This is a genomic window from Actinomadura keratinilytica (assembly GCF_039539665.1).
GTDB classification, from domain to species: Bacteria; Actinomycetota; Actinomycetes; order Streptosporangiales; family Streptosporangiaceae; genus Spirillospora; species Spirillospora keratinilytica.
Genome location: NZ_BAABDO010000068.1, coordinates 1 through 22,770, shown reverse-complemented (window position 1 = coordinate 22,770; position 22,770 = coordinate 1). Strand labels below are relative to the sequence as shown.

Below are 22,770 nucleotides of genomic sequence, written 5' to 3'. Positions count from 1 at the left end.
ATTGGTTGAGGTCAAGTCGCTCCGTCGCACCGGCATCGTCGCGCGCGGGTCTGACACTTTGCGCGACCGCGCCCGCACGGCTTGAATGGCCGGGCGGCGACGAGGAGCGAGCAGCGTGGGCATCGACATCGACCGGGCGAGGGCGGACACACCGGGCTGCGCGCGGGTGGCGCACTTCAACAACGCGGGCGCGGCGCTGCCGCCCCGGCCGGTGATCGACGCGGTGGACCGCCACCTGGCACTGGAGGCGATGACCGGCGGGTACGAGGCGTACGAGCAGGCGTCCGCGGCGGTCGGGCGGTTCTACGACGCGGTCGCCGGGCTGCTGGGCGCCGATCCCGACGAGATCGCCTACGTGGAGAACGCCACCCGGGCCTGGGACATGGCGTTCTACGCGATCCCGTTCCGCCGCGGCGACCGCATCCTCACCACCACCAGCGAGTACGCCAGCAACGGCATCGCCTACCGGCAGGTCGCGCGGGCGCGCGGGGTCCGCGTGGCGGTGGTGCCGGACGACGCCGACGGGCAGATCTCCCTGGAGGCGCTGGAGGCCGAGCTGGCCGAAGGGGACGTGCGGCTGGTCTCGCTCAACCACGTCCCGACGCACAACGGCCTGGTCAACCCGGCGGCCGAGGTGGGCCGGCTGACGCGGGCGGCGGGCGCGCTGTTCCTGCTGGACGCCTGCCAGTCGGTCGGGCAGCTCGCCGTGGACGTGCGGGAGATCGGCTGCGACATGCTGTCGGCGACGGGCCGCAAGTTCCTCCGGGGGCCGCGCGGCACGGGCCTGCTGTACGTGCGGCGGGACGTCCTGCGGACGCTGGAGCCGCCGTTCCTCGACCTGCACTCGGCCACCTGGACGGCGCCGGAGGAGTACGTCGTCCGCGACGACGCCCGCCGCTTCGAGACGTGGGAACGCTACGTCGCCGGGCAGATCGGCCTGGGCGTGGCCGCCGACTACGCCGCCGCGCTCGGGATCGCGGCCATTGAGGAGCGTGTGACAACCCTGGCCGCGGCACTGCGCGACGAGCTCGCGGCCCGCCCGGGGGTGCGCGTCCTGGACCGCGGGGTGCGCCGCTCGGGCATCGTCACGTTCACCGTGGACGGGCACGAGGCCGCCGACGTCAAGCTCGCGCTACGGGAGCGGGGCGTCAACGTGAGCGTCACCAGCGGGCAGCAGCGTTTCGACCCCCGCGGCGGCGTCAGTGCCGTACGGGCGTCGGTGCACTACTACAACACCGAGGACGAGATGGAGCGGCTGCTGCGCGCCCTGCCGCGTCCCGCCTAGCGTCCAGGGGGGCGGAGCAGGCGTCGCGTGTCTGGTCATTCCCAGCGGACCGCCCCGAGTCGGCAAAGCCTTCTCCTGCCCCGGCGATCACCGGTGGACGCCGGGAAGGGTCGAGCGCATGACCACCGTGCTCCTGGGCTGCCTTGCCGTCTTCGGTACGGGAGCGGCGGCGGTCGCGGGGGCGCTGCTGATCCAGCGGACGGTCCCCGCCCGGATGCGGTACGACTTCGGGATGTACGGGGCGCTCACCACCGCCCTGGTGGTCTCCACGTTCCTGCTGTCGGCGGTGGCGATGGGCCTGTTCGTCTGGGGGGCCGTCAACCGGGCGAGCAGCGGCGTGGTGCAGGAGGCCGACGCCCTGCTCGACCTGTACTGGTACGCACAGACGATCGAGGGTCCGCAGGCGGTGCGGCTGCGCAGCGACCTGCGCGACTACACCACCCATGTCATCCGCGTGGAATGGCCGACCATGGATGAGACGGGGGCGCTGAACCCCCGCTCCTGGCAGTTGGCGCGGCAGTTGCGCCACGACATCCTGACCATCTCCCCCGAGAACAGCGGTGCCGCCATCCGGTACCAGGACGCGTTGCGGTCGGTCAACACCGTGTTCCAGGTGCGGCGCTCGCGCGAGGCGCTGACCACGACCCGGATCCCCCCGCTGATGTGGGTGGCGCTGCTGTCCACCGGAGCGCTGGTGGTGGTGCTGCCGATGCTGCGGGGCGATCCGCGTCCGGCGGTTCGGGTCGTGTTGGCGGTGGTGGGCGCGGCCACCGTCGCGTTCGTGGTATTCCTCCTCTACGAGGTCAACGTACCCTTCACCGGCAACGTCAAGGTCACTCCGGCGCCGCTGGAGGAAGCGTTGCGCTCGTTCGCCGATATCGACGCGTTCCCGGGCAACCGGCCCTGACCAACGATCGGTTCAAGGCCGTGCACGCAAGTGAACCCGGGGGCGGACCCGCGCATCTTGACAGATGCACGGGGGTCGTCGGCGAGACCGTTCCGCCCGCCTGCCCGGTCTCCAAATGCCCGGCATGAAGTCGAGGAGGTCGCGCCGTGAATGACGCGTCGCGTGAGCTGGACGACGACGCACGGCACGATCCTGCGGGGGCGCCCCCGCAGGACGGCCCCGAATCCGACGCGAAACCGGACACCGACTCCGATCAGAACGGCACCTCGGAGACCGGACGAGAACCGGAGACACCGGCAGAGGAAGAGGCGGACGCGCAGACCGAGCCCGAAGCCGACACCGAGCCCGAAGCCGACACCGAGCCCGAAGCCGACACCGAGGCCGCCGACACCGAGACACGGCCGGAGGCGGAGGCCGAGCCTGAAGCCGAACCTGAGACCGAGTCCGAGACCTCGGCCGAGCCCGGGGGTGACGACGAGGAGCGGGCCGGGGAACAGGACGAGGCTGAGGCGGACGCGGACGCGAAGCCGGAGCAGCCGTCCGAGGCCGCCGACGAGTCCGCGCAGGAGGAGGACGAGAGCGAGGCCGCCTCCGAAGCCGAGCGGCGGCAGGGGGAAGCCGAGGCCGGCACCGACGACGAGGACGACGACGCCGACGAGGACGACGACGCCGACGAGGAGCAGGCCGAGGAGCGGCCGGAGCCGTCCGCGGATTCCGCCGAGCCCGCCGAGCCCGAGGCAGTCGAGGACGAGGCAGTCGAGGACGAGGCAGTCGAGGAGGAGCGGCCCGAGCCGTCGGACGGACCAGAGGAACCCGGCGAACCCGAGGAGTCCGAAGAATCCGACGAGCCGGAGGAAGCCGGGGACGAGCCCCGCTCCGCCGCCGAGCAGACCGAAGAGGCGCGGGAAGAGGCCCGACCCGAAGAAGCCGAAGAGGACGCGGACGAAGAAGACGAAGACGGCGGCGGCACCAGGACGCCCACCACGGAGTTCCGGCGTCCGCCCAAGGCGGAGCAGCCTCCCGCCCCGTCCAGCAACGTCACCGTCCCGGACCTGCCGCGCCCGACGTTCCGCAGGGAACGGCCGGCCGACGCCGAGTTCGGGCCGAGCACACCGCAGCGGCCCGCCCAGCAGAAGCCGGAACCCGCAGAGCCCCCGGCACCGCAGGAGCCCGCTCCGCAGCAGCCCGCGCCTGCCGCCGAGGAGGCCGCCGCGCCCGCCCCTCCCGCCCCCGAGCAGGAGGCGCCCGGGGCGGCGAACGCCTCGGCACCGTGGCTCGTGGAGACGCAGCCGCCGTCCCGGCAGGAAGGATTCCGGTCGGCCGAGCCGACGGTGGAGCAGCCGCTGCCGCAGGCCCCTCCGTTCCGCCCCGAGGGCCTCACGGAGACGACGCAGCAGGACCCCCTGCCCCAGCCCCCCGCACCGCCTGCGGCGGCACCGGTGTTCACGGCGCCCCCAGCGCAGACGGCACCTCCCCCAGCGGTCACCCCATCGCACGCAGCGCAGGGGCCCGAGCAGCCCTCCGCGAAGAAGCCACGCAAGCGGCGCCGCACCCTGATCACCGTCGTGGCCCTGCTCGTGCTGCTGGCAGGGCTGGTGGCGGGGCAGCTCCTCCGGCCGACGCCCGAGCCGACCCTGCGTCTGACCCTGCCGACCGCGCAGCACACCTTCGGGGGTGCCGCCCCGTCGCTTCCGTGGCCCCAGTACGGGCAGGCGACCCTCTACGTGGAGGGGATCGGGTCCATGGGGTCGTCGGGCGGGCAGACGCCGATCCCCACGGCCAGCGTGGCGAAGGTGATGACCGCGTACGTCTTCCTGCGCAACCACCCGCTGCAGCCGGGCGAGCAGGGCCCGACGTTCCGGATCTCCCCGCAGGAGGCCGCGCAGCTCCCCGCGCGCAAGCAGCGCGGCGAGTCGCTCGTCGAGGTCGTGGCGGGGCAGCAGTTCACCGAGCGCAAGGCGCTCGAGGCCCTGATGATCGTGTCGGCGAACAACATCGCGCACGAGCTGGCCCGCTGGGACTCCGGCGACGAGCAGACGTTCGTGCGGAAGATGAACGAGACCGCGCGGTCGCTGGGGATGAACAGCACCACCTACACCGACCCCAGCGGCTACGACTCGCGCACCGTCAGCACGGCCGCCGACCAGGTCAAGCTGCTGACCGCGGCGATGAAGATCCCGGCGTTCGCCGAGATCGTGGCCAACCGCACCTACGTCCCCAACGACGGGCGGCCGGCCCGCGCCGGCGGCAACATCCTGGTCGGCCGGCACGGGGTGCTCGGCGGCAAGACCGGTTACACCGACGCGGCGGGCGGCAACTTCGTGTTCGCCGCGCGCAAGCAGGTCGGCAACGTCCCGACCACGATCGTGGGCGCGGTCATGGGGCAGCGGACGCCGAGCGCGATGGGCGCGATATCGGTCGCGCAGCGGCTGGTCATCGCCGCCGAGAACGCGCTGACCTCGGTCACGCTGGCCCCGGCGGGCGCGCAGGTCGCGGTGGTCGACGACGGCCTGGGCGGGGAGACGCCGCTGCGCGCCGCCACCCCGGTCACGGTGGTCGGGTGGCCCGGGCTCACCGTGCCGGTCCGCGTCACGGGGGACCCGCCGCGCCGGGCCGCCGACGGCACGCGGGTCGGCACCGTGACGGCGGGCGCGGCCAGCACCGGGCTGACCGTGAGCGGCGAGCTGAAGGAGCCGTCCATCCTCAAGCGGCTCCTGCGCCTGAAGTAGACGGCGTGCGCCGCCCGGCGGGCGGGCCGTCCGCCGGGCGGCGCGTCAGTGGTCGGCGGCGCGGGAGGCGTGCGGGCCGCGGTCGGGGGGTTCGGCCGCGGCCGCGTTCCCCTTGTCGTCGGCGCCGTCCGGGGCGGTGAGCCAGACGGTCAGCGCCATCTCCATTTCCAGCCGCGTCTCGGGCGCGTACAGCCGGCCGCCGAACAGCTCCTCCAGCTGGTGCAGGCGGTAGCGCACCGTCTGCGGGTGGACGTGCAGGCGGCTCGCGACCTCGGTCGCGTTGAACCCGTTCTGCAGGCAGGCCAGCAGGGTGCGCGCCAGCCGTTCGCGGTGCCGGGGGCGCACCGCCTTCAGCGGTGCCAGCCGCAGGTCGGCGACGGCCCGCACCAGTTCCTCGTCCTTGAACACCACCAGCGTGGGCATGTGGTCGGCGCAGCGGATGAGCCGGTCGGACGGCAGGATGCCGCGCCGGGCCAGCGGCAGCGCCTCGCGCGCCCAGCGCAGCGACTTGGCCGCGTCCTCGGTGCGCACGGTGGGGCCGAGCGCGGCGACCCAGGGGCGCAGGGCCGTCTCCAGCATGCGGGCGCGGCCGGGGCCGTCGGGGTCCGGGACGAGCAGGCAGGGTTCGCGCCGGTTGACGTCGGACAGCACGTCGGGCGGCAGCGACGGCTGGTGGAAGGGCTGGCGGCTGCGCTCGTACAGCACGACGGCGGCGACCGTCCGGGGGACCCGCCACTGCGCGAGGCGGGCCATGTCGGCGACGGCCTGCGGTGCGGCGGGCGGCTCGGCCAGCAGCAGGTCCAGCAGGCGCCGGCGGCGGTGCTCCAGCTCGCCCGCCTCCTGCTCGCGCGCCTTGGTGTAGCCCTCGGTGGCGGCCCGGGCGATCTCGTCCAGGAACGCGAAGATCCCTTCGGCGATGCTGGCCAGCGTGCGGCGGGAGATGTTGTAGTGCTCGGACTCGGCGGCCAGGCGCCGCCAGGCCACCCGGGCGCCCAGCCGCATCGAGGTCTGCAGCACGTCCAGGCTGCGGCCCTCGCGCGCCTCTGCCCGGCCGATCCCCCGGTAGACGGCGGCGACCGACTCCCAGGACGCGTCCGGGTCGGCGATGAGGTCGACGAACTGCCGCAGGGCGCCCTCCACGGCCAGCCGCACCATCCGGGCGTACTCCTCGTCCTGCGGCCGGGCGTACTCGGGCACCCCGCGCAGGATCTCGGCGATCATCTCCTCGGCCAGGGTGTCCAGATGGGGGCGGAAGATCTCGCCGACCTCCGGGGGGACGCCGGCCCAGGGCTTGAGGGGCGGGCGTTCGCCGACGGACGTGGTCACCGTGCGCACCTCCCATGCCCGTGCGAAGCGGAGACTGCTGAAGGTACCCGCAAGTAACCGATGAGGCTTCTGCCGGGCCGCAGCTTTGGACCGCGCCTTTTGTCAGCCGGATGACAAACGCGCGCTCCGGCCGCGCGCCGCGTCGGGCTTTTCCGCGCCGGGCGTGCGGGCGTCTAGTGCTCCTGGCCGTCCGGCGCGGCGGGGGCGGACGCGAGGGCGCCGGCGAGCACCATCCGGCCGGCGGTGCGGACCATCAGGGCGACCTCCTCGACCGGGCGGCGCAGCGAGGACAGGCTGACCAGCGCGGCCAGCAGGACGTGCCCGAGCACGATCTCGATCTCGTCCCGCTCCGGCACCGGGCCGCCGATCGCCGCCGACAGCCGGTCGCGCACGAACAGGAACAGCACCGTGCGCGCGTCGTCGACGCTGGGGTCGTCCGACGTCACCGCCTGGATGATGGCCGAGGTGAGGGTGCGCTCCTCGGCGGCCACCCGCACGATCCGCTCCAGCAGCGCGGTCAGCCGCTCCACCGGCGTCTCCCCGACCGCCAGCGCGTCGATGTCGGCGGTGATGCGGTGCGCCCAGGTGGCGGCCACCTCGGTGAGCAGGTGGTCCTTGGTGGCGAAGTAGCGGTACACGGTCGCGCGGGCGACCCCGGCGCGGTCGGCGACGTCGTGCATGGTGACGGCGTGGTAGCCGCCCTCGTGGGCGAGCCGGCGGGCGGCGTCGAGCAGCCGTTCGCGGCGGGCCTGCTGCTCCTTGTTCAGCGCCCGCGTCACGGTGATCCGCATATCGCCGGTCACTGCACCCTCCTTGTCGGGATTGTCCCATCTTCTCGCATCTGTCGCCGCGATAAGCCGGGCGGAGGGCATGCGCGGGCCTTTTCGCGGCCGGGACGGCCGGTCGCGATGCCGGCAATGCAACCTGTGTCGTGAGGGTCGATCTGCTCGACGGCGAGACGTACCCGACGGACCCGTGGTCGGCGTACGCGTGGCAGCGCAGGCACCCGTCCGCCATGAGGCCAACGGGCTGTGGGGCATCGCCCGGCACGCGGACGTCTTCGCCGTCGAACGCGCCCCGCAGCTGTGGAGCAACGCGGGCGGCTACCGTCCGCAGCCGCCGTCCGCCCCGTCCATGATCGGCCTGGACGACCCCGAGCACATGCGGAGCCGCCGCATGGTGTGCCGGCGCCTCACGGCGCGCAGCATGGCGCGGCACTTCCACCCGGGCGCGTCAGCCGCCCGCCGTGCCGCCGCAGCGGACGTCAGTTGCCGCCGTCCGCCGGGTCGGCCACCGCCTGGCTCGTGGGCAGCGGCAGCTCGAACGAGCCGAGCCGCAGCGCCGCGACCTCCATGCCCGCCACGGCCAGCGCCAGTACGACGATCACAAGACCGAGCCGCAGGCGGGACATCCGCCGCATCGCGCGCGCCGTCGCGTCGATCCGGCGCCCCACCGCCAAGAGCCTGCGCACTCATTCCCCCCGCTGCAACAACCCTGCCAAGCAGGCAGAACTCTACACAGTACAAGATCGGCCCGCATTCAAAACGAACACGGACGCACACGATCAACAACCCCTGGTATCGACATTCCGCTACAAACCGCCCACATGTCAACTGAATTCGGTGCGCCGGGCGCCCGCGCACGCCGCGCCCGGTACATCCCAGGGAGTACCTCGCATCACTCCCGGGAGCCGATGCCGGGCCGTCCGGATCGCCCGTAGCCTGCAGGAATGAGCACCAGCGCGGGAGGCGCCCACGCCCGGGCGCACTGGCCCACGCCGTCGCAGTGGCCGGTATGGCTGGCACCGCTGTTCGTGGCCCTGTTCCAGGTCGGCGGCTCCGTCGGCGCGCAGAGCGGAGGGGGAGGCAAAGGGCCGCAGGGAGGTCCCTGGGGGGAACAAGGGCCGTGGGGGCACACCGGGGCGCACGACTACCCCTTCCAGCCCCTGGACGCCTTCGGCGTCGCGCTGCTCTTGGCGGGCCCGGCGGTGCTGCTGCTGCGGCGCCGCCGCCCCGTCCTCACCATGGCCCTGGCATGGCTCGTCACGGGCCTGTACTTCCTGCGCGCCTATGTCATGGGCCCGGCGGCCGTCTCGGCGGGCGTGGCGCTGCTCGGCGTGGTGCTGGCGGGCCGCCGCGTGATCGCCTGGGGCGGCGCCTTCGCCGCCCTCACCGGATACTTCGCCCTCACCGCCGTGATCGGCGTGCCGCTGGAGCGGCGCGGCCAGGAGGACACGCTGTTCCCGGTGGAAAAGCCCGACCTCGTGACCATCACGGTCACCGTGACGTGGGCGCTGGTGGTGCTGATCGCCGCCGAGCTGATCCGCATGCGCGGGCAGAAGCTGGCCGAGGCCGCGCGCACCCGCGCCGAGGAGGCCAAGCGGCAGGCCAGCGAGGAGCGGCTGCGCATCGCCCGGGAGCTGCACGACGTCCTGGCGCACAACATCTCGATGATCAACGTGCAGGCCGGGGTGGCGCTGCACCTGCTCGACGACGACCCCGGCCCGGCCGGGACGGCGGCGGCGCGCACCGCGCTCGCGGCGATCAAGGAGGCCAGCCGGGAGGCGCTCACCGAGATGCGCTCGGTGATCGGGGTGCTGCGCTCGCAGGGCGAGAGCGCACCGCGGTCCCCCACCGCCGGGCTGGCCCGGCTGGAGGACCTGCTCGACCGGGCCCGCTCGGCCGGGCTCGACGTCCGCGCCGAGATCACCGGCGAGCGGCGGCCGCTGCCCGCGGGCACCGACCTGGCCGCCTACCGCATCGTCCAGGAGTCGCTGACGAACGTGTCGCGGCACGCCGGGCCCGGCCCGGTGACGGTGCGGGTCCGCCTCGACTACGGCGAGCACGAGATCTCGGTGCGGGTGGAGGACGACGGCCGCGGGGTGTCGCTGCTGGACGACCACGCCGGCGGCAGCGGCATCCGCGGCATGCGGGAACGCGCCGCGGCGCTCGGCGGGACGTTCGCCGCGGGGCCGCGGCCGGGCGGCGGCTTCGCCGTCCGTGCGACACTGCCCATCATCGAGGAGCCCGCGCCGGAGGCCCCGGCCGACGCCTCCACCGCCGCGGCGCGCGGGCCGGACACGCCAGGGAGTACCGAGTGATCAAGGTTGTGCTCGCCGACGACCAGGTGCTCGTCCGCGCGGGGTTCCGCGCGCTGCTGGACGCCCAGCCCGACATCGAGGTGGTCGGCGAGGCCGGCGACGGCGAGGAGGCCCTGGCGGCGGCCGAGCGGCTGCGGCCCGACGTCATCCTCATGGACATCCGCATGCCCCGCATGGACGGTCTGGCCGCCACCCGGCGCATCTGCTCCGACGAGCGGCTGGACGGCGTGCGGATCGTCATCCTCACCACGTTCGAGCTGGACGAGTACGTCTTCGAGGCGCTGCGCGGCGGCGCGTCCGGCTTCCTGGTCAAGGACACCGAGCCGGTCGAGCTCATCCACGCGGTGCGGGCGGTGGCGGCCGGGGACGCCCTGCTGTCGCCCAGCGTCACCCGCCGGCTGATCGCCGAGTTCGCCGCCCGCGCCAAGGAGCCCGCGCCCTCCCCCCGGCTCAACGCCCTCACCGACCGCGAGCGCGAGGTGATGGCGCTCGTCGGCGAGGGGCTGAGCAACGAGGAGATCGCCGAGCGTCTGGTGGTGAGCCCCGCGACCGCCAAGACGCACGTCAGCCGCACCATGGTCAAGCTCGGCGCGCGCGACCGGGCGCAGCTGGTGGTGCTGGCGTACGAATCCGGACTTGTCAAACCCGGCTGGCTGCCCTAGAAATTCTCAATCCGCGGTGTTCGGTGGCCGCCGTGCGCTGTTCGGTGGGGGCGCGGACATGACAGGGTGGACGCGAGTCGTCCGCCGCCGGGTGAGGGAGTCAGGTGACGCACGCCACGAGGATCCTGGCCGTCGACGACCGCGAGGAGAACCTGGTCGCCGTCGCGGCGGTGCTCGACGTGCTGCCGGTCGAGGTGGTGCCGGTCTCGTCCGGGCCGGCCGCCCTCAAGCAGCTGCTCCACGACGAGTTCGCGCTGATCCTGCTGGACGTGGTGATGCCGGGGATGGACGGTTTCGAGGTGGCGGGGCGGATCAAGAGCCGCCCCCGCACCCGGGACGTCCCGATCATCTTCCTGACCGCGGCGGGCTCGGCCGACGAGCAGGTCTACCGCGGCTACCAGGTCGGCGCCGTCGACTATGTGACCAAGCCGTTCGACCCGTGGCTGCTGCGCGCCAAGGTGTCGGTGTTCGTCGAGCTGCACCGCCGGCACATGCGGCTGCGGCGGCAGGCCGAGCTGCTGCGCCGCGCCGTGTCCGGCGACGCGCAGGCCGGCGAGGGCGACCGGCTGCTGCGGTCGCTCGGCGAACGGCTGGCCCGGGTGGAGGACGACGTGGCGCGGCTGCGTTCGCGCCGCACCGGCCCGCCGACCGCGGACGACGACCTGGCCCGGTTGGAGAGCCACGTCGGCGACCTGCGCGAGGCCCTCGACGCGCTGTTCCCCGGCGGCTGAGCCCGCGCCCGGCACGGCGGGCGGCCGGCGCGGCGGGCGGCCGGCGCGGTCAGCCCCCGGTGAGTTTGTTGCGCAGGATGAACGCCCCGGCCAGCACGGCGGCCACCACCAGGATCACCGCCACGACGACGTACACCAGCGTGCGCACCTGCTCGCGGACGTGGTTGCGGCGCGCGGCCGAGCTCGGCTCCCACCGCCGGGGCGGCTCGGCGGACCGCTCCCACGGCGGCGGTGTGGCCGACCGCGACGACGGCTGCCGCGTCGCCGGTTCCCATTCGGTCTCCAGCAGCGTGCGCGCCTCGGGGTCGGCGCCGCCGGACGGACGCGACGCCCTACCCGACCGGTACGACGGCGACGAAGAGGAAGACGGGGAGGACACGGGAGGCGGAGGCGGCGGCGAGCCCGCCGAGCCCCGGCCGTCGCGGGGATCGCCGTAGAACTCGGTCGCGTCGAGCACCGTCTCGTCGGCGCCGCGCCTGTCGTCGGCCGTGCGCGCCGGAGCCGGCACCGACGCCGAGGCCGCCGCGCCGTAACCGCTGCCGGGGTCGTCCAGCACGGTGTCGTCCACCACGGTCTCGTCGACGCGTCCGAGGCCGGACGAGGCGCGGGGCGCCTCCGCCGGACGGCGCGAGGACGGGTGCCGCTCGGCGGGCGGACGCGGCGCGGGCACCCGCATCGCCCGGGAAGACGGCGGGGGCGGCGGGGCCTGCGGGGGCGACGGGGGCGGCGCCGAGGCGATGCGGGTCAGCAGCGGCATCGCCTGCGCGGCGGTCATCCGGTGCGCCGGCTCGCGGGCCAGCAGCCCGTTCAGCACCGGCGCCAGCGGACCGGCGTTGCGGGACGGCGGCACCGGCTCGCTCAGCGCGGCGGCCAGCGACGCCATCGCGTCCGACCGCTCGTAGGGGGAGCGCCCCTCCACCGCCGCGTACAGGGTGGCGCCCAGCGACCACAGGTCCGAGGCGGGCACGGCCCGCTCGCCGCGCGCCCGCTCCGGCGGGATGTACGCGGGCGAGCCCATGACCAGCCCGGTCTGGGTGAGCGCGGAGTCGCCCTCGGCCTGCGCGATGCCGAAGTCGGTCAGCACCACCCGGCCGGTGTCGGTGATGAGCACGTTGCTCGGTTTGACGTCGCGGTGCAGGATGCCCTTCTCGTGCGCGGCGCGCAGCGCCGACAGCGTCTGCAGGCCGATCTCGGCGACCCGGCGCGGGTCCAGCGGCCCCTGCTCGATGAGGTCCTGCAGGGAGCGGGCGCGCACCAGCTCCATCACGATCCACGGCCGCCCGGACTCCTGCACCACGTCGTGGACGGTGACCACGCCCGGATGGTTGAGCCGCGCCGAGGCCCGCGCCTCCCGGAAGGTGCGCTCGTAGAGCACGTCCCGCTCCTTGGCGGTCAGCCCCGGCGGCAGCACCACTTCCTTGATGGCGACTTCGCGATCCAGCGTGACGTCATAGGCCCGCCATACCGTGCCCATGCCGCCCCGGCCCACCACCTCGTCGAGCCGGTAGCGGTCGGCCAGCAGATGACCCTCTCCCATGACCTTATGGTCCCCCGTCGCGGCCGCGCGCCGCACCGGGCCCTCCGCCCGACACGCACGTCGCGGACATGTGTGGTTCCGGGACGCCTCTGGCCGTCCCGTGGTTCAGCGCACCGCTGTCGGGCGGAACGTGTCCAGGACATTGTTCACGGTTTCCCGGTAGTCGTTCCACCTCGACGCCGGAACCGCGATGAACACCGCATAGGACCTGCCGCCGACCCGCACGCCGCGGTCGACGGCGCGCGTGCCGCCGCGCGCGTCGAAGGTGAACTCCAGGTCGGCCGCGGGGTACCCGTCCACGTCGGCGGTCCGCAGGTCCAGGCGGCGGTATCCGGGCAGGGTGTTCTTGGCGAGGACCTCGCGCTCCCACTGCCTCCAGTGCCCGGTCGGGTCGCCGGTCCAGGGCGTGCGGTCGATCTGGACGTACGCGCCGGTCGCCGGGTCGCGGTAGAAGACGCTGGCGCCGCTTGCGGAGCGCACCCAGCCGGCGGGGACGGCGACGGTGTAGCCGGGGCCGCTGACGGTGCGGAACCCGGCCGGTGCCGCGGGCGTCGACGCCTTGGAGCGGGTCGGGGTGGCGTCGGCCGTCCCGGGGGTCTGGGTCTCGCCCGCCGCGTCGGTGGTGGCGGCCCGGCCGGTCGGGACGCCCGCGAGCGCGGACTGGGTGACCTGCGGGGCGGCGCCGCCTTTGCGGTCGGGCCACAGGGCGACCGTGACGGCGATGGCGACCGCCGTGACCGCGATCATGGCGCCGACGGTCATCAGCACCAGATGGCGGTCGGAACGCCCGGTTCGTCCCTTCTGGCCGCCGCCCGGCGACGTGGCGGCCACGTCGTTCGGTGACCACACCTGGCCACCGTGCGGGAGGAGCGCGGTCGCGTTCTGCGTCGTGCCGTCCGGCACGTGACCGGGCGGCGCGGGGGCCGACCGCGTGGAAACGGGCGGTGCCGCGACGGGGGGCGCGGCGAGGGGAGCAGGCGCCGGATGGGCGGGGGCGTCCACCGCCGTGGACCCGGCCGCGATCCGCGCCAGCAGCGGCTCGGCCTGCTCGGCGGTCATCCGCCTGCCCAGGTCGCGTTCCAGCAGGCCCAGCAGCACCGGGGTGAGCGGGCCGGCGTTGCGCGGCGGGGGCGGCTCCTCGGTCATGATCGCCGCGAGGACGGCCATGGCGTCGGAGCGGTGGTGCGGCGGCCTGCCCTCGCACGCGGTGTAGAGGGTGGCGCCCAGCGCCCACAGGTCGGAGGCGGGCACGGTCCGTTCACCGCGCAGCCGCTCGGGCGCCATGTACGCGGGCGACCCCACCAGCAGGCCCGTCTTGGTCAGCGTCGCGTCGCCCACCACGTGCGCGATGCCGAAGTCGGTCAGCACGGCCCGGTCGTCGTCGGCGACCAGGACGTTGGCGGGCTTGATGTCGCGGTGCAGGATGCCCACGGCGTGCGCGGCCCGCAGCGCCGACACGATCTGCCGGCCGATGCCCGCCGCCCGCGCCGGGGGCAGCGGGCCGTCCTCGTCCACCAGGTCCTGCAGCGACCGCGCGCGCAGCAGCTCCATGACGATCCACGGGCGGTCGTCCTCGTCGACCACGTCGTGGACGGTCACCACGCCCGGGTGGTTCAGCCGCGCCGACGCCCGCGCCTCGCGCAGGGTGCGGACGTGCCGCTCGCGGCGCTCCTCCTCGCTCACCGAGGCGTGCACGACGACCTCCTTGACCGCGACATCGCGGTGGAGGGTCTCGTCGCGGGCCCGCCAGACGGTGCCCATGCCGCCGGTCCCGACCACCGAGACCAGCCGGTAGCGCCCGGCCAGCAGCCGGCCGGCGCCCGCTTCCGTGTTGTCCCCCTGCGACATGTGTGGCGACCCTACCGATCTGCGTAGTCGAATCCGCTCATGTTCCTCGAATACGGCCGCGAGGGGGCCGGAAGCCGGGTGCGCCGCCCGGAGGGTCAGTCGTCGTCGGCCTCGAACTTCTCGTAGACGGGGGCGAGCTCGGCGAACGTGTCGTCCCAGGTGTCGTCCGGCGCCACCAGCAGGATCGCGAACCCGAAGCCGCCCATGACGAACCCGCGGTTCAGCGCGTGCAGGCGCCCCGACTTGCCGTTGTAGGTCCACTCCCAGTCGGCGGCGTCGTCACCGGACGGGTCGCTGACCGGCTCCCCCTCCTTCACCGGCGCGATCTTGATCTCGTCGTAGCCGGGGAACCTGTCGCGCACCGAGGGGGCGAGGTTCTGCCAGTCCTTCAGCGCGCTCTCGTTCGGGTCGGAGGTCTGGTCGATCTGGATGTACCCCTCGCCGCTCGGCGGGGTGAAGAACACGCTGCTGGGGGACGAGGCGCGCCGTTCGGGGCCCTTCCAGTCCTCGGGGATCACCGTGGAGAAGTTCTTGCCGCGGTACAGGCGGAAGCCCTCCGGGACGCGGGAGGCCGTGGTCGGCGTGGCCGGGGGCGACGACGACGCGGCGGCCGAGCCCGTCGCCGGCGCGGAGCGGACCTGCGCCGAGAAGGACGCGGCCGGCTGGGTGGCGCCGCGCGTGGCGCCCTCGTTGTCGTCCTTGCCGGCCCGGGCCAGGGCGTAGCCGGCGACGGCGACCAGCACGATCACGACGAGGACGATGGCGATGACGACGCCGCTGCCCAGGGCGGGCGGCCGCCGCGCGGGACCGGTGGGCGGCAGGCCGCCGTCCACGGGCCGCGTGCCGGACACCGGGGCGGCGGGCGCGCCCATCTCGTTCCCGGCGGGGCTCACGCGGGTGGCGCCGGGCGCGTCGCCCCGCCGTCCGCCGGACGGGCGGGCGGCGTCCTCGTCGTCCCACCGGTGCGGCTGGGTGTCGAGCCCGGACGGCGACCCGCCGGGCTCGCCCGCGCCGCCCGGCGCACCGTCGCCCGGCTTGTCGGCGTACAGGTCGGCGTAGGCGTCCGCGGCCGTCTCGTCCACCGCCGTGCCCGCCGCGTCGCCGCCCGCCGGTTCGGACGCGCGGCCCTCCGGGCGGCCCAGCAGCTCCTCCAGCGGCATCTCGACCGCCATCGTGCGCTGCGTGTCGACGGTGTCCATGCGGACGATGTCGTCCAGCAGCGCCCCCGCCTCGATGGCGTCCATGCGCTGCTCGGGGTTCTTGCGCAGCAGGCCCTCGATCACCGGCGCCAGCGGCCCGGCGTTCTCCGGCGGATCGGGCTCCTCGGAGATGACGGCGACCAGCGCGGCCATCGGCTCGGAACGTTCGAACGGCGACTTGCCGTGCAGCATCGCGTACAGGGTGACGCCCAGCGACCACAGGTCCGAGGCGGGCCCGGCGGTGCGGCCGCGGGCCCGTTCCGGCGCGATGTAGGCGGGCGAGCCCATGACCAGGCCGGTCTGGGTGAGCGTGGCGTCGCCGGCCGCGGTGGCGATGCCGAAGTCGGTGAGCACCGCGCGGTCGCCCCGGCTGACCAGCACGTTGGACGGCTTGACGTCGCGGTGCAGCACCCCGGCCTCGTGCGCGGCGTGCAGCGCGGCCAGCATCTGCCGGCCGAGCTCGGCGGCGCGGCGCGGCTCCAGCGGGCCCTCGGTCTTGATGATCTGGTCGAGGGACGGCGCCCGGAGCAGCTCCATGATGATCCAGGGCCGGTCGTCCTCCTCGACCACGTCGTAGACGGTGATGACCCCGGGATGCCCCAGCCGGGCCGCGGTGCGCGCCTCGCGGAAGGTGCGCTTGTGCTGGACCGCGCGTTCCTCGTCGGTGAGACCATGCGGGAGGATGACCTCCTTCACCGCGACGTCACGACCGAGGACCTCGTCGTGCGCATGCCAGACCGTGCCCATGCCGCCGCGGCCGACCGGGGTCACCAGTCGGTAACGGCGGGCGAGCAACCGCTCCCCGGTGGTCTCGTTCGGCATATCGGCGACCATATCGACTTTTGCTGACAACCTTGGACCCGACTCGGCGGCCACGGCCCTCCTCCGGATAGGACGTCCGCCGCCTGCCCGAAGTTCGCAACGATCATGGGCGGAATCCGCGCGGCGCCGTTGGGCGGGTCCCGCCGCGCGGCGGGCGGAGGCATGAGGGCGCGGCAGCCGGTACAAAGAAGAGAACGCAGCTCGATCACCTGCCGCACCGGTACGGGCGGCGCGGCGGCGAGCGGCACGGTCGCGATGGGAGCAGCATGACGGACAGGGGCCTGCCCGGCGCGTGGCGGAGCCTGGTCGAGTCGGTGCCGACGGTCTTCTTCTGGTACACCCGGCTGTCGGGCATCCTGTCGATCCTGTCGTGGCTGTCGTCCGACCTCATCCTGCGCATCGCCGACATCTGGGCGCTGCGCTGGATCTACTACCTCGGGCTGTCGCCGAGCCTGCCGCTCGGCCTGCTGTACATCCTGCTGTCGATGGGGATCCGGCGGCGCAAGAAGGCCGCCTGGCGGATCCTGGTGCTGCTGTTCGGGCTGTACGCGGCGTACTCGGTGCTGATCCTGATCGCCGTGGTGCTCGACCCGGCCGAGCCGACGGCCAGCGGCGAGATCGTCACCGCCGTGTCGTACTGCGCGGTGCTCGGCCTGCTGGTCGCGGCGCGCGGGCAGTTCACCACGCTGCCCGACCGGGCCAACCGGCGCCTGGCCGCCATCGTGTTCTCGGTGTGGCTGGTGGTCAGCGGCGGCGTCGGCACGCTGCTGGTGTTCCTCACCGACCGGGACGCGGGCGGCAGCGGGTGGACCCACCCGGCCTACGTGGTGCTGCAGACGGTGCTGGGCGCCGGGCTGACCGGCGGCGACCTGAACGTCAACGTGCCCGGCTGGGTCGACACCGTCATCGGCGTGCTGGGCACCGGCCTGCTGGTCATCACGTTCTGGGCGATGTTCCGGCCGGGGCGGCGCGAGGCGGTGCTCAGCGCCGAGGAGGAGCTGGCCGCGCGCACCCTGCTGGCCGAGTACGGCGACCAGGACTCCCTCGGCTACTTCGCGCTGCGCCGCGACAAGGACGTCATCGTGGCGCCCAACGGCAAGGCCGCCATCGCCTACCGGGTGGAGGGCTCGGTGTCGCTGGCCAGCGGCGACCCGCTGGGCGACCCCGAGTCGTGGGACCAGGCGATCGAGGCGTGGCTGAGCGAGTGCCGGGCGCACGCCTGGATCCCCGGCGCGGTCAGCGTGGGCGAGCGCGCCGCGCACGCCTACAAGCGGCACGGGTTCACCGCGCTGGAGCTCGGCGACGAGGCCATCATCGACCTGACCGAGTTCAACCTGGACGGCCGGGAGATGCGGCAGGTCCGCCAGGCGGTGCGGCGGGTGGAGCGGGCCGGGTACTCGGTGCGCATCCGGCGGCACTCGCAGATCCCCGAGTGGGAGATGGAGCAGCTGATCCGCAGCGCCGACGCCTGGCGCGGCGAGGAGACCGAGCGCGGCTTCTCGATGGCGCTCGGCCGGCTCGGCGACCCGACCGACGGCCGCTGCGTGATGGTGGAGGCGTTCGACGCCGACGGGCGGCTGCGCGGGCTGCTCAGCTTCGTCCCGTGGGGCCGCACCGGCCTGTCGCTGGACCTGATGCGCCGCGACCGCACCGCCGAGAACGGGCTGAACGAGTACATGGTCGCCAAGCTGGCCGAGAAGGTGGCCGGGCTGGGCGCCAAGCACCTGTCGCTGAACTTCGCGATGCTGCGCTCGGCGTTCGAGCGCGGCTCGCAGATCGGCGCCGGCCCGGTGGCGCGGCTGTCGTACCGGTTCCTGTCGTTCGCGTCCAAGTTCTGGCAGCTGGAGTCGCTGTACCTGGCCAACGCCAAGTACCTGCCCGAGTGGCGGCCGCGGTTCATCTGCTACGAGCAGAGCCGCGACCTGGTGCGGCTCGGCCTGGCGTACGCGCGCGCCGAGGGGTTCCTGCCGAACCTCAACCGGCCCAAGCTGGAGCGCGCCGCCCGCACCGTGCCGCCGCCGGACGTCGTCGCCCGCATCCAGGAGATCGAGGACGCGGCCAAGGGGCCGCGCCCGCCGGTGCGCCGCCTGTCGGAGCAGGAGCGGGTCCGGCACGCCAAGCTCGACCAGATCCGCGCCGCCGGGATGGACCCCTACCCGCTCGGGTTCGACCGCGCCGACTTCGCCGCCGAGATCCGCGCCCGCCATCCGCACCTTGCGCCCGACACCCGCACCGGCGAGGAGGTCTCGATCGCCGGGCGGGTGGTGCTGGCCCGCGAGCACGGCCGGCTGGTGTTCGCGACGCTGCGCGACGAGACCGGCGACGTGCAGGTGATGCTGGCCGAGGACGCGGTGGGCGCCGAGGCGCTGCGGCGCTGGAAGTCGCTGGTGGACCTCGGCGACCTGGTGGGGGTGACCGGCGAGGTCGTCACGTCCCGCACCGGGGAGCTGTCGGTGCTGGCGGCGTCGTGGACGATGACGGCCAAGTGCCTGCGGCCGCTGCCCAACAAGCGGACCGGCCTGGCCGACCCCGAGGCGCGGGTGCGGCAGCGGTACGTCGACTTCATCGTCAACGACGAGGCCCGCCGGATGCTGCGCATGCGCGGCGACGCGGTGGCCGCGGTGCGCGACGCGCTGCGCGAACGCGGCTTCCTGGAGGTCGAGACGCCGATGCTGCAGCCGATCCACGGCGGCGCGGCGGCCCGGCCGTTCACCACCCGCATCAACGCCTACAACATGCAGCTGTACCTGCGGATCGCGCCGGAGCTGTACCTCAAGCGGCTGCTGGTCGGCGGGGTCGGCAAGGTGTTCGAGCTGAACCGCAACTTCCGCAACGAGGGCGTGTCCAACCGGCACAACCCCGAGTTCACGATGCTGGAGGCCTACGAGCCGTACGGGAACTACGACACCATGGCCGAGCTGACCCGCGACCTGGTGACGGCGGCGGCCAAGGCGGCGCTCGGCACGACGGTGGTGGTGCGCGACGGCGTCGAGCACGACCTGGCCGAGCCGTGGCGGGAGATCACCGTGTACGGGTCGGTGTCGCAGGCGCTCGGCGAGGAGGTCACCCCCGACACCCCGCAGCGCGTCGTGCGGGAGCTGGCCGACCGGGCGGGCGTGAACGTCGATCCCGGCTGGGGCCAGGGGAGGATCGTGCAGGAGCTGTTCGAGGCGCTGGTCGAGGAGACCCTGGTCGCGCCGACGTTCGTGCGGGACTACCCGGCCGAGACCTCGCCGCTGACCCGCCCGCACCGCGCCGACCCGCGGCTGGCGGAGAAGTGGGACCTGATCGTGTTCGGCCTGGAGCTGGGCACCGCGTACTCGGAGCTGATCGACCCGATCCTGCAGCGGGAGCGGCTCACCGAGCAGTCGCTGCAGGCGGCGGGCGGCGATCCGGAGGCGATGGAGCTGGACGCCGACTTCCTGCGCGCCCTGGAGTACGCGATGCCGCCCGCGGGCGGCATGGGCATGGGCATCGACCGGCTGCTGATCACGCTGACCGGCCGCACCATCCGGGAGACCATTCCGTTCCCGCTGGTCAAGCCGGGGTCGTAGGCGCCGCGGCGGGTGCGGCCGCGGTCACAGGGTGCGGGGGCCGGGGCGGCAGCCGTGTTCGGCGAGCCAGCGGCGGGCCCGGCCGCGCCGCCGGTCCTCGTCGCCGCGGTCGCCGCCGGGCTCGCCCCACAGCACCAGCCACCGTTCGGGCTCGTACCGCAGGCCGTCGGTGAACGACGCGCCGGCCTCGTCGGCGGGGACGACGTCGCCGGTGCGCAGATCGACCGCGTGCGGGCCGGGTTCGTCCAGCGCGGCGGCCAGCGCGCCGAGGTCGACCGGCACCCGCGCCGGCTCCGGGCCGCGCGGCGCGCCGAGCGCGGCCGACAGGTCGCCCGCCAGTTCGGCGTCGCCGGGAAGGCCGCGGCCGTCCAGCTCCTCCAGGCATTTGCGGGCCATCGCCGCGGCGCCGGGAACGTCCTGTTCGAGGGCGGCGACCAGGACGTCTCCGGCGTACTGCAGCACCGGGCCGAGCGGCCGGTCCCGCAGGACGTCCATGCCCGCGGCGCCGTCCCAGCGGTAGGCCGCCGCGCGCAGCCGCGCCAGCGACGGCTCGTCCCATCCCGTCACACGTCTGTTTCTACAGAAGCGGCGCCGTCCTGTACCCCGAAACGCCGTTTCCCCGGGGCCCGCCGCGCGGAGTGGAGGGGCCAGGGTGCGCCGGACGGGACGGCTGGGGCAGCATTGTCGATCATGCATCTGACATTCACCGACCCGGACCGGCTGGGCACGATCAAGCTCCCCGGCGGGCGCGTCCTCGGCTACGCCGAGCGGGGCCCGGCCGACGGCGTGCCCGTGCTGCTGTGCGGAGGCGCCGGGTGGAGCAGGTGGCTGGGGTTCGACGCGCCGGGCGTGCGGCTGGTGACGGTGGACCGGCCGGGGCTGGGCGCGTCCGATCCGTGCCCGGGCCGCACGCTGCTGGACTGGGCGGACGACGCGGCGCACCTGGTCGCCGAGCTCGGGCTGGACGCGCCGCGCGTGGTGGGCTTCTCGCAGGGCGCGCCGTTCGCGCTGGCGTGCGCGGTCCGCGGCGTCGCGGCGGCGGTCGCGGTGGTGTCCGGCGGCGACGAGCTGGCGCATCCGGTGTTCGCCGAGCACCTGCCGCCGGACATCCGCGGGCTGGTGGAGCTGGTGGCCTCCGACCCGGCCGCCGCCGAGGCCGAGTTCGCCGCGTTCGGCGATCCCGACGCGATGTGGCGGATGAGCGTCGAGGGCAGCCCCGCCGTCGACCGCGACGTGTACCTGCGGCCCGACTTCGAGGCGGCGTTCCGGCGGGCGCTGTCGGAGGGGTTCGCGCAGGGCGCGGGCGGTTATGCGCGCGACACGGTGCTGCACTTTTCGCGCTGGCCGTTCGACGTGGCGGACATCGCCGTCCCCGTGGACCTGTGGTACGGCGGCCAGGACACCAATCCGACGCACTCGCCCGACTTCGGTGCGACGCTGGCCCGGCGCATCCCGGGGGCGCGCCGCCACTTCCTGCCCGAGGCGGGCGGCGCGCTGCTGTGGACGCACGCCGAGCAGATCGTGCGGGGTGTTCGGTAGCCCCCGGTCACGGCGCGTCCGTGCCGCGGTGGAGGCCGCGATGGACGTCGAGGGCGAAGCGGAGGCGGGCTTGGACGAGGTCGTGCTCGTCGGGCGGGCAGGCGAGCCGGGCGCGGGCGACGGCGATGAGCCGGTCGTCGGTGAGGTCCGGGTCCTGCCGGGCGATGCGGCCGATCAGCTCCACCAGCTCCCGGCGCTTGTAGGTGGCGATGGACCGCCCCGTACGCGTGCTCGGCGCGGCGGGCGGCGGCGCGGCGGGCGATGGCGCGGCGGGTGCGGCCGGAGGTTCGGCGGCCTGGCGCGGGCGGCCGCCCAGAGCGTCGAGCAGGACGGTGAACAGGGGCGCGGTCGGGCTGACCACCTCGCGCAGCCCGGCGGGGAGGTCTGAGACGGGCGGCGCACCGTCGGGCATGGGCAGCGGCGGGCCGCTCTCCCCCACCAGGATGACGCGGGGCGCGTGCCACAGCAGGAACAGCGCCTCGGCCCCGGCGCCGTGTTCGCCGTCGATGATGACGGCGTCGAACGCGTCGGGTTCGGGTGCGAGCGCGTCCGGGACGTCCCACAGCGGCAGCACCCAGGCCGGTACCAGGTGCGGCCGGGCGAGCGCCGCGCCCCAGGCGCGGGCGGCGAGCAGTTCGGCGTCCAGGTCGCGGTGCCGCGTCTCGGCCTCGGCGAGCGCCTGGCGCACGCGGGTCTCCGCCGGGGAGCGGGCGTGCTCGGCCAGACGGCCCGACACATGCGCCCACGTCCACGCCTCGTCCCAGCGCGCGGCCCGTTCCGTCCACGCGGCGTCGCGGGCGGTGGCCGCCAGCGCGTCGGCGAGGCCGGGGTGGACGGCGCGGACGCGGCCGAGCAGTTCCTCGCACCGCACCTGCAGCTCGCGTTCGCGGCGGGCGGCGGCCAGGTCGTCGAGGGCGCGGGCGTAGGCGGCGGCGTCGCGGTCGTCGAGGGCGGCCAGCGCGGCGCGCAGCTCGGGCGGGTCGTCCTCGCCCCGGGGGATGGAGTCGCGCAGGGCGGTCAGGTCGGCGGTGGCCCGTCCGGCGTCCACGCCGAGCAGGGCGCTGCGCAGTCCGGTGAGGTACTCGTGCCACAGCTCCGGGCGGTGCAGCGGGACGTCCAGACCCGCGCCGTCCAGCAGGGCGGCGGTCTCCTCCAGCGCGGGCAGGGCCGCGCGGATGCGCGCCACCCGTTCGTGGGCGCGGTGGAACCGGGCCAGGCGCTCGTGCGGCGGCGCGTCAGTGGCGAAGGCGGCGCCGGTCGCCTCCCATGCCTGCTGCAGCTCCCGGCATGCCGCCAGGGCCTCCAGGTGGGCGCACAGCACGGCGAGCCGGTCGGGCGTGTCGGGCGCACGGCCGTCCACGCGGGCGCCCGACAGCAGCGGCTCGGCGCGGCGTTGCGGGGCCGGGCGCAGCGGGCCGCGTTTGAGGACTCCGCCGTCGGCCAGGTAGCGGCGCAGGCCCTCGGCCGCGTCCGCCATCTCGCGGGGGTCGCCCGGGGGCGGCACGACGCGGCGTCCGGCGGTGGCCGCGGC

15 protein-coding genes and 1 pseudogene are annotated in these 22,770 nt (G+C 74.7%); 8 read left to right on the top strand and 8 right to left on the bottom strand.

Annotation, left to right across the window (positions count from 1 at the left end):
• The first annotated feature begins 115 nt into the window (after positions 1-115).
• The 3 genes from ABD879_RS20535 to ABD879_RS20525 all read left to right on the top strand — a co-directional run bounded on the left by ABD879_RS20535 (position 116) and on the right by ABD879_RS20525 (position 4,921).
• Entirely contained in the window at positions 116-1,285 is a 1,170-nt protein-coding gene (locus ABD879_RS20535; RefSeq protein ID WP_345023121.1) for an aminotransferase class V-fold PLP-dependent enzyme, read from the top strand.
• Positions 1,286-1,403: 118 nt separating this feature from the next.
• The gene (locus tag ABD879_RS20530; protein ID WP_345023120.1) at positions 1,404-2,192 is read left to right on the top strand and encodes a bestrophin-like domain; all 789 of its coding nucleotides are present in this window, start codon (positions 1,404-1,406) and stop codon (positions 2,190-2,192) included.
• Between the two features lie 146 nt (positions 2,193-2,338).
• Positions 2,339-4,921, top strand: a complete 2,583-nt coding sequence (locus ABD879_RS20525) for a D-alanyl-D-alanine carboxypeptidase family protein (protein ID WP_345023118.1) — start codon at positions 2,339-2,341, stop codon at positions 4,919-4,921.
• A 45-nt stretch (positions 4,922-4,966) separates the two neighbouring features.
• Here the strand turns inward: ABD879_RS20525 and ABD879_RS20520 are convergent, their stop codons facing one another.
• From ABD879_RS20520 to ABD879_RS20510, 3 genes are all read right to left on the bottom strand, one after another.
• A complete protein-coding gene (locus tag ABD879_RS20520; RefSeq protein WP_345023117.1) occupies positions 4,967-6,247 on the bottom strand; it encodes a PucR family transcriptional regulator in 1,281 nt (426 codons plus the stop codon).
• Positions 6,248-6,420: 173 nt separating this feature from the next.
• Positions 6,421-7,050 carry a TetR/AcrR family transcriptional regulator gene (locus ABD879_RS20515; protein WP_345023116.1) on the bottom strand — a complete coding sequence of 210 codons (630 nt, stop codon included), beginning with the start codon at positions 7,048-7,050 and terminating at the stop codon, positions 6,421-6,423.
• Between the two features lie 461 nt (positions 7,051-7,511).
• The gene (locus ABD879_RS20510; RefSeq protein WP_345023115.1) at positions 7,512-7,718 is read right to left on the bottom strand and encodes a hypothetical protein; all 207 of its coding nucleotides are present in this window, start codon (positions 7,716-7,718) and stop codon (positions 7,512-7,514) included.
• A 258-nt stretch (positions 7,719-7,976) separates the two neighbouring features.
• Between ABD879_RS20510 and ABD879_RS20505 the strand changes: the two genes are divergently transcribed.
• From ABD879_RS20505 to ABD879_RS20495, 3 genes are all read left to right on the top strand, one after another.
• Positions 7,977-9,347, top strand: coding sequence for a sensor histidine kinase (locus ABD879_RS20505; protein WP_345023114.1), 1,371 nt, complete (start codon positions 7,977-7,979; stop codon positions 9,345-9,347).
• Positions 9,344-10,009 (top strand): response regulator, encoded by a 666-nt coding sequence (locus ABD879_RS20500; RefSeq protein WP_345023113.1) that lies wholly within the window; start codon positions 9,344-9,346, stop codon positions 10,007-10,009. The genes ABD879_RS20505 and ABD879_RS20500 overlap by 4 nt, the downstream gene beginning before the upstream one ends.
• 104 nt (positions 10,010-10,113) lie before the next feature.
• Entirely contained in the window at positions 10,114-10,740 is a 627-nt protein-coding gene (locus tag ABD879_RS20495) for a response regulator (protein ID WP_345023112.1), read from the top strand.
• A 49-nt stretch (positions 10,741-10,789) separates the two neighbouring features.
• On the opposite strand, the gene ABD879_RS20490 is transcribed toward ABD879_RS20495, so the two are convergent.
• From ABD879_RS20490 to ABD879_RS20480, 3 genes are all read right to left on the bottom strand, one after another.
• Positions 10,790-12,277 (bottom strand): serine/threonine-protein kinase, encoded by a 1,488-nt coding sequence (locus ABD879_RS20490; RefSeq protein ID WP_345023111.1) that lies wholly within the window; start codon positions 12,275-12,277, stop codon positions 10,790-10,792.
• 105 nt (positions 12,278-12,382) lie between these two features.
• Positions 12,383-14,125 (bottom strand): serine/threonine-protein kinase, encoded by a 1,743-nt coding sequence (locus ABD879_RS20485; protein ID WP_345023110.1) that lies wholly within the window; start codon positions 14,123-14,125, stop codon positions 12,383-12,385.
• A 95-nt stretch (positions 14,126-14,220) separates the two neighbouring features.
• Positions 14,221-16,146 carry a serine/threonine-protein kinase gene (locus tag ABD879_RS20480; RefSeq protein WP_345023109.1) on the bottom strand — a complete coding sequence of 642 codons (1,926 nt, stop codon included), beginning with the start codon at positions 16,144-16,146 and terminating at the stop codon, positions 14,221-14,223.
• A gap of 266 nt (positions 16,147-16,412) precedes the next feature.
• Here ABD879_RS20480 and lysX point away from each other — a divergent pair, with 266 nt between their 5' ends.
• The gene (gene lysX / locus ABD879_RS20475) at positions 16,413-19,700 is read left to right on the top strand and encodes a bifunctional lysylphosphatidylglycerol synthetase/lysine--tRNA ligase LysX (protein WP_345023108.1); all 3,288 of its coding nucleotides are present in this window, start codon (positions 16,413-16,415) and stop codon (positions 19,698-19,700) included.
• A 24-nt stretch (positions 19,701-19,724) separates the two neighbouring features.
• On the opposite strand, the gene ABD879_RS20470 is transcribed toward lysX, so the two are convergent.
• Positions 19,725-20,267 (bottom strand): hypothetical protein, encoded by a 543-nt coding sequence (locus ABD879_RS20470; RefSeq protein WP_345023107.1) that lies wholly within the window; start codon positions 20,265-20,267, stop codon positions 19,725-19,727.
• A gap of 123 nt (positions 20,268-20,390) precedes the next feature.
• Between ABD879_RS20470 and ABD879_RS20465 the strand changes: the two genes are divergently transcribed.
• Positions 20,391-21,239, top strand: coding sequence for an alpha/beta fold hydrolase (locus ABD879_RS20465; RefSeq protein ID WP_345023106.1), 849 nt, complete (start codon positions 20,391-20,393; stop codon positions 21,237-21,239).
• A gap of 7 nt (positions 21,240-21,246) precedes the next feature.
• Here the strand turns inward: ABD879_RS20465 and ABD879_RS20460 are convergent.
• Positions 21,247-22,770 (bottom strand): annotated as a pseudogene (locus ABD879_RS20460) (hypothetical protein); the annotation flags it as partial.

What these genes read in the sequence shown, in the direction of transcription:
- ABD879_RS20490 (WP_345023111.1), bottom strand. Translation starts at nt 12,277, where the DNA reads ATGGGAGAGGGTCATCTGCTGGCCGACCGCTACCGGCTCGACGAGGTG.
- ABD879_RS20480 (WP_345023109.1), bottom strand. Translation starts at nt 16,146, where the DNA reads ATGCCGAACGAGACCACCGGGGAGCGGTTGCTCGCCCGCCGTTACCGA.
- ABD879_RS20465 (WP_345023106.1), top strand. Translation starts at nt 20,391, where the DNA reads ATGCATCTGACATTCACCGACCCGGACCGGCTGGGCACGATCAAGCTC.
- lysX (WP_345023108.1), top strand. Translation starts at nt 16,413, where the DNA reads ATGACGGACAGGGGCCTGCCCGGCGCGTGGCGGAGCCTGGTCGAGTCG.
- ABD879_RS20530 (WP_345023120.1), top strand. Translation starts at nt 1,404, where the DNA reads ATGACCACCGTGCTCCTGGGCTGCCTTGCCGTCTTCGGTACGGGAGCG.
- ABD879_RS20505 (WP_345023114.1), top strand. Translation starts at nt 7,977, where the DNA reads ATGAGCACCAGCGCGGGAGGCGCCCACGCCCGGGCGCACTGGCCCACG.
- ABD879_RS20485 (WP_345023110.1), bottom strand. Translation starts at nt 14,125, where the DNA reads ATGTCGCAGGGGGACAACACGGAAGCGGGCGCCGGCCGGCTGCTGGCC.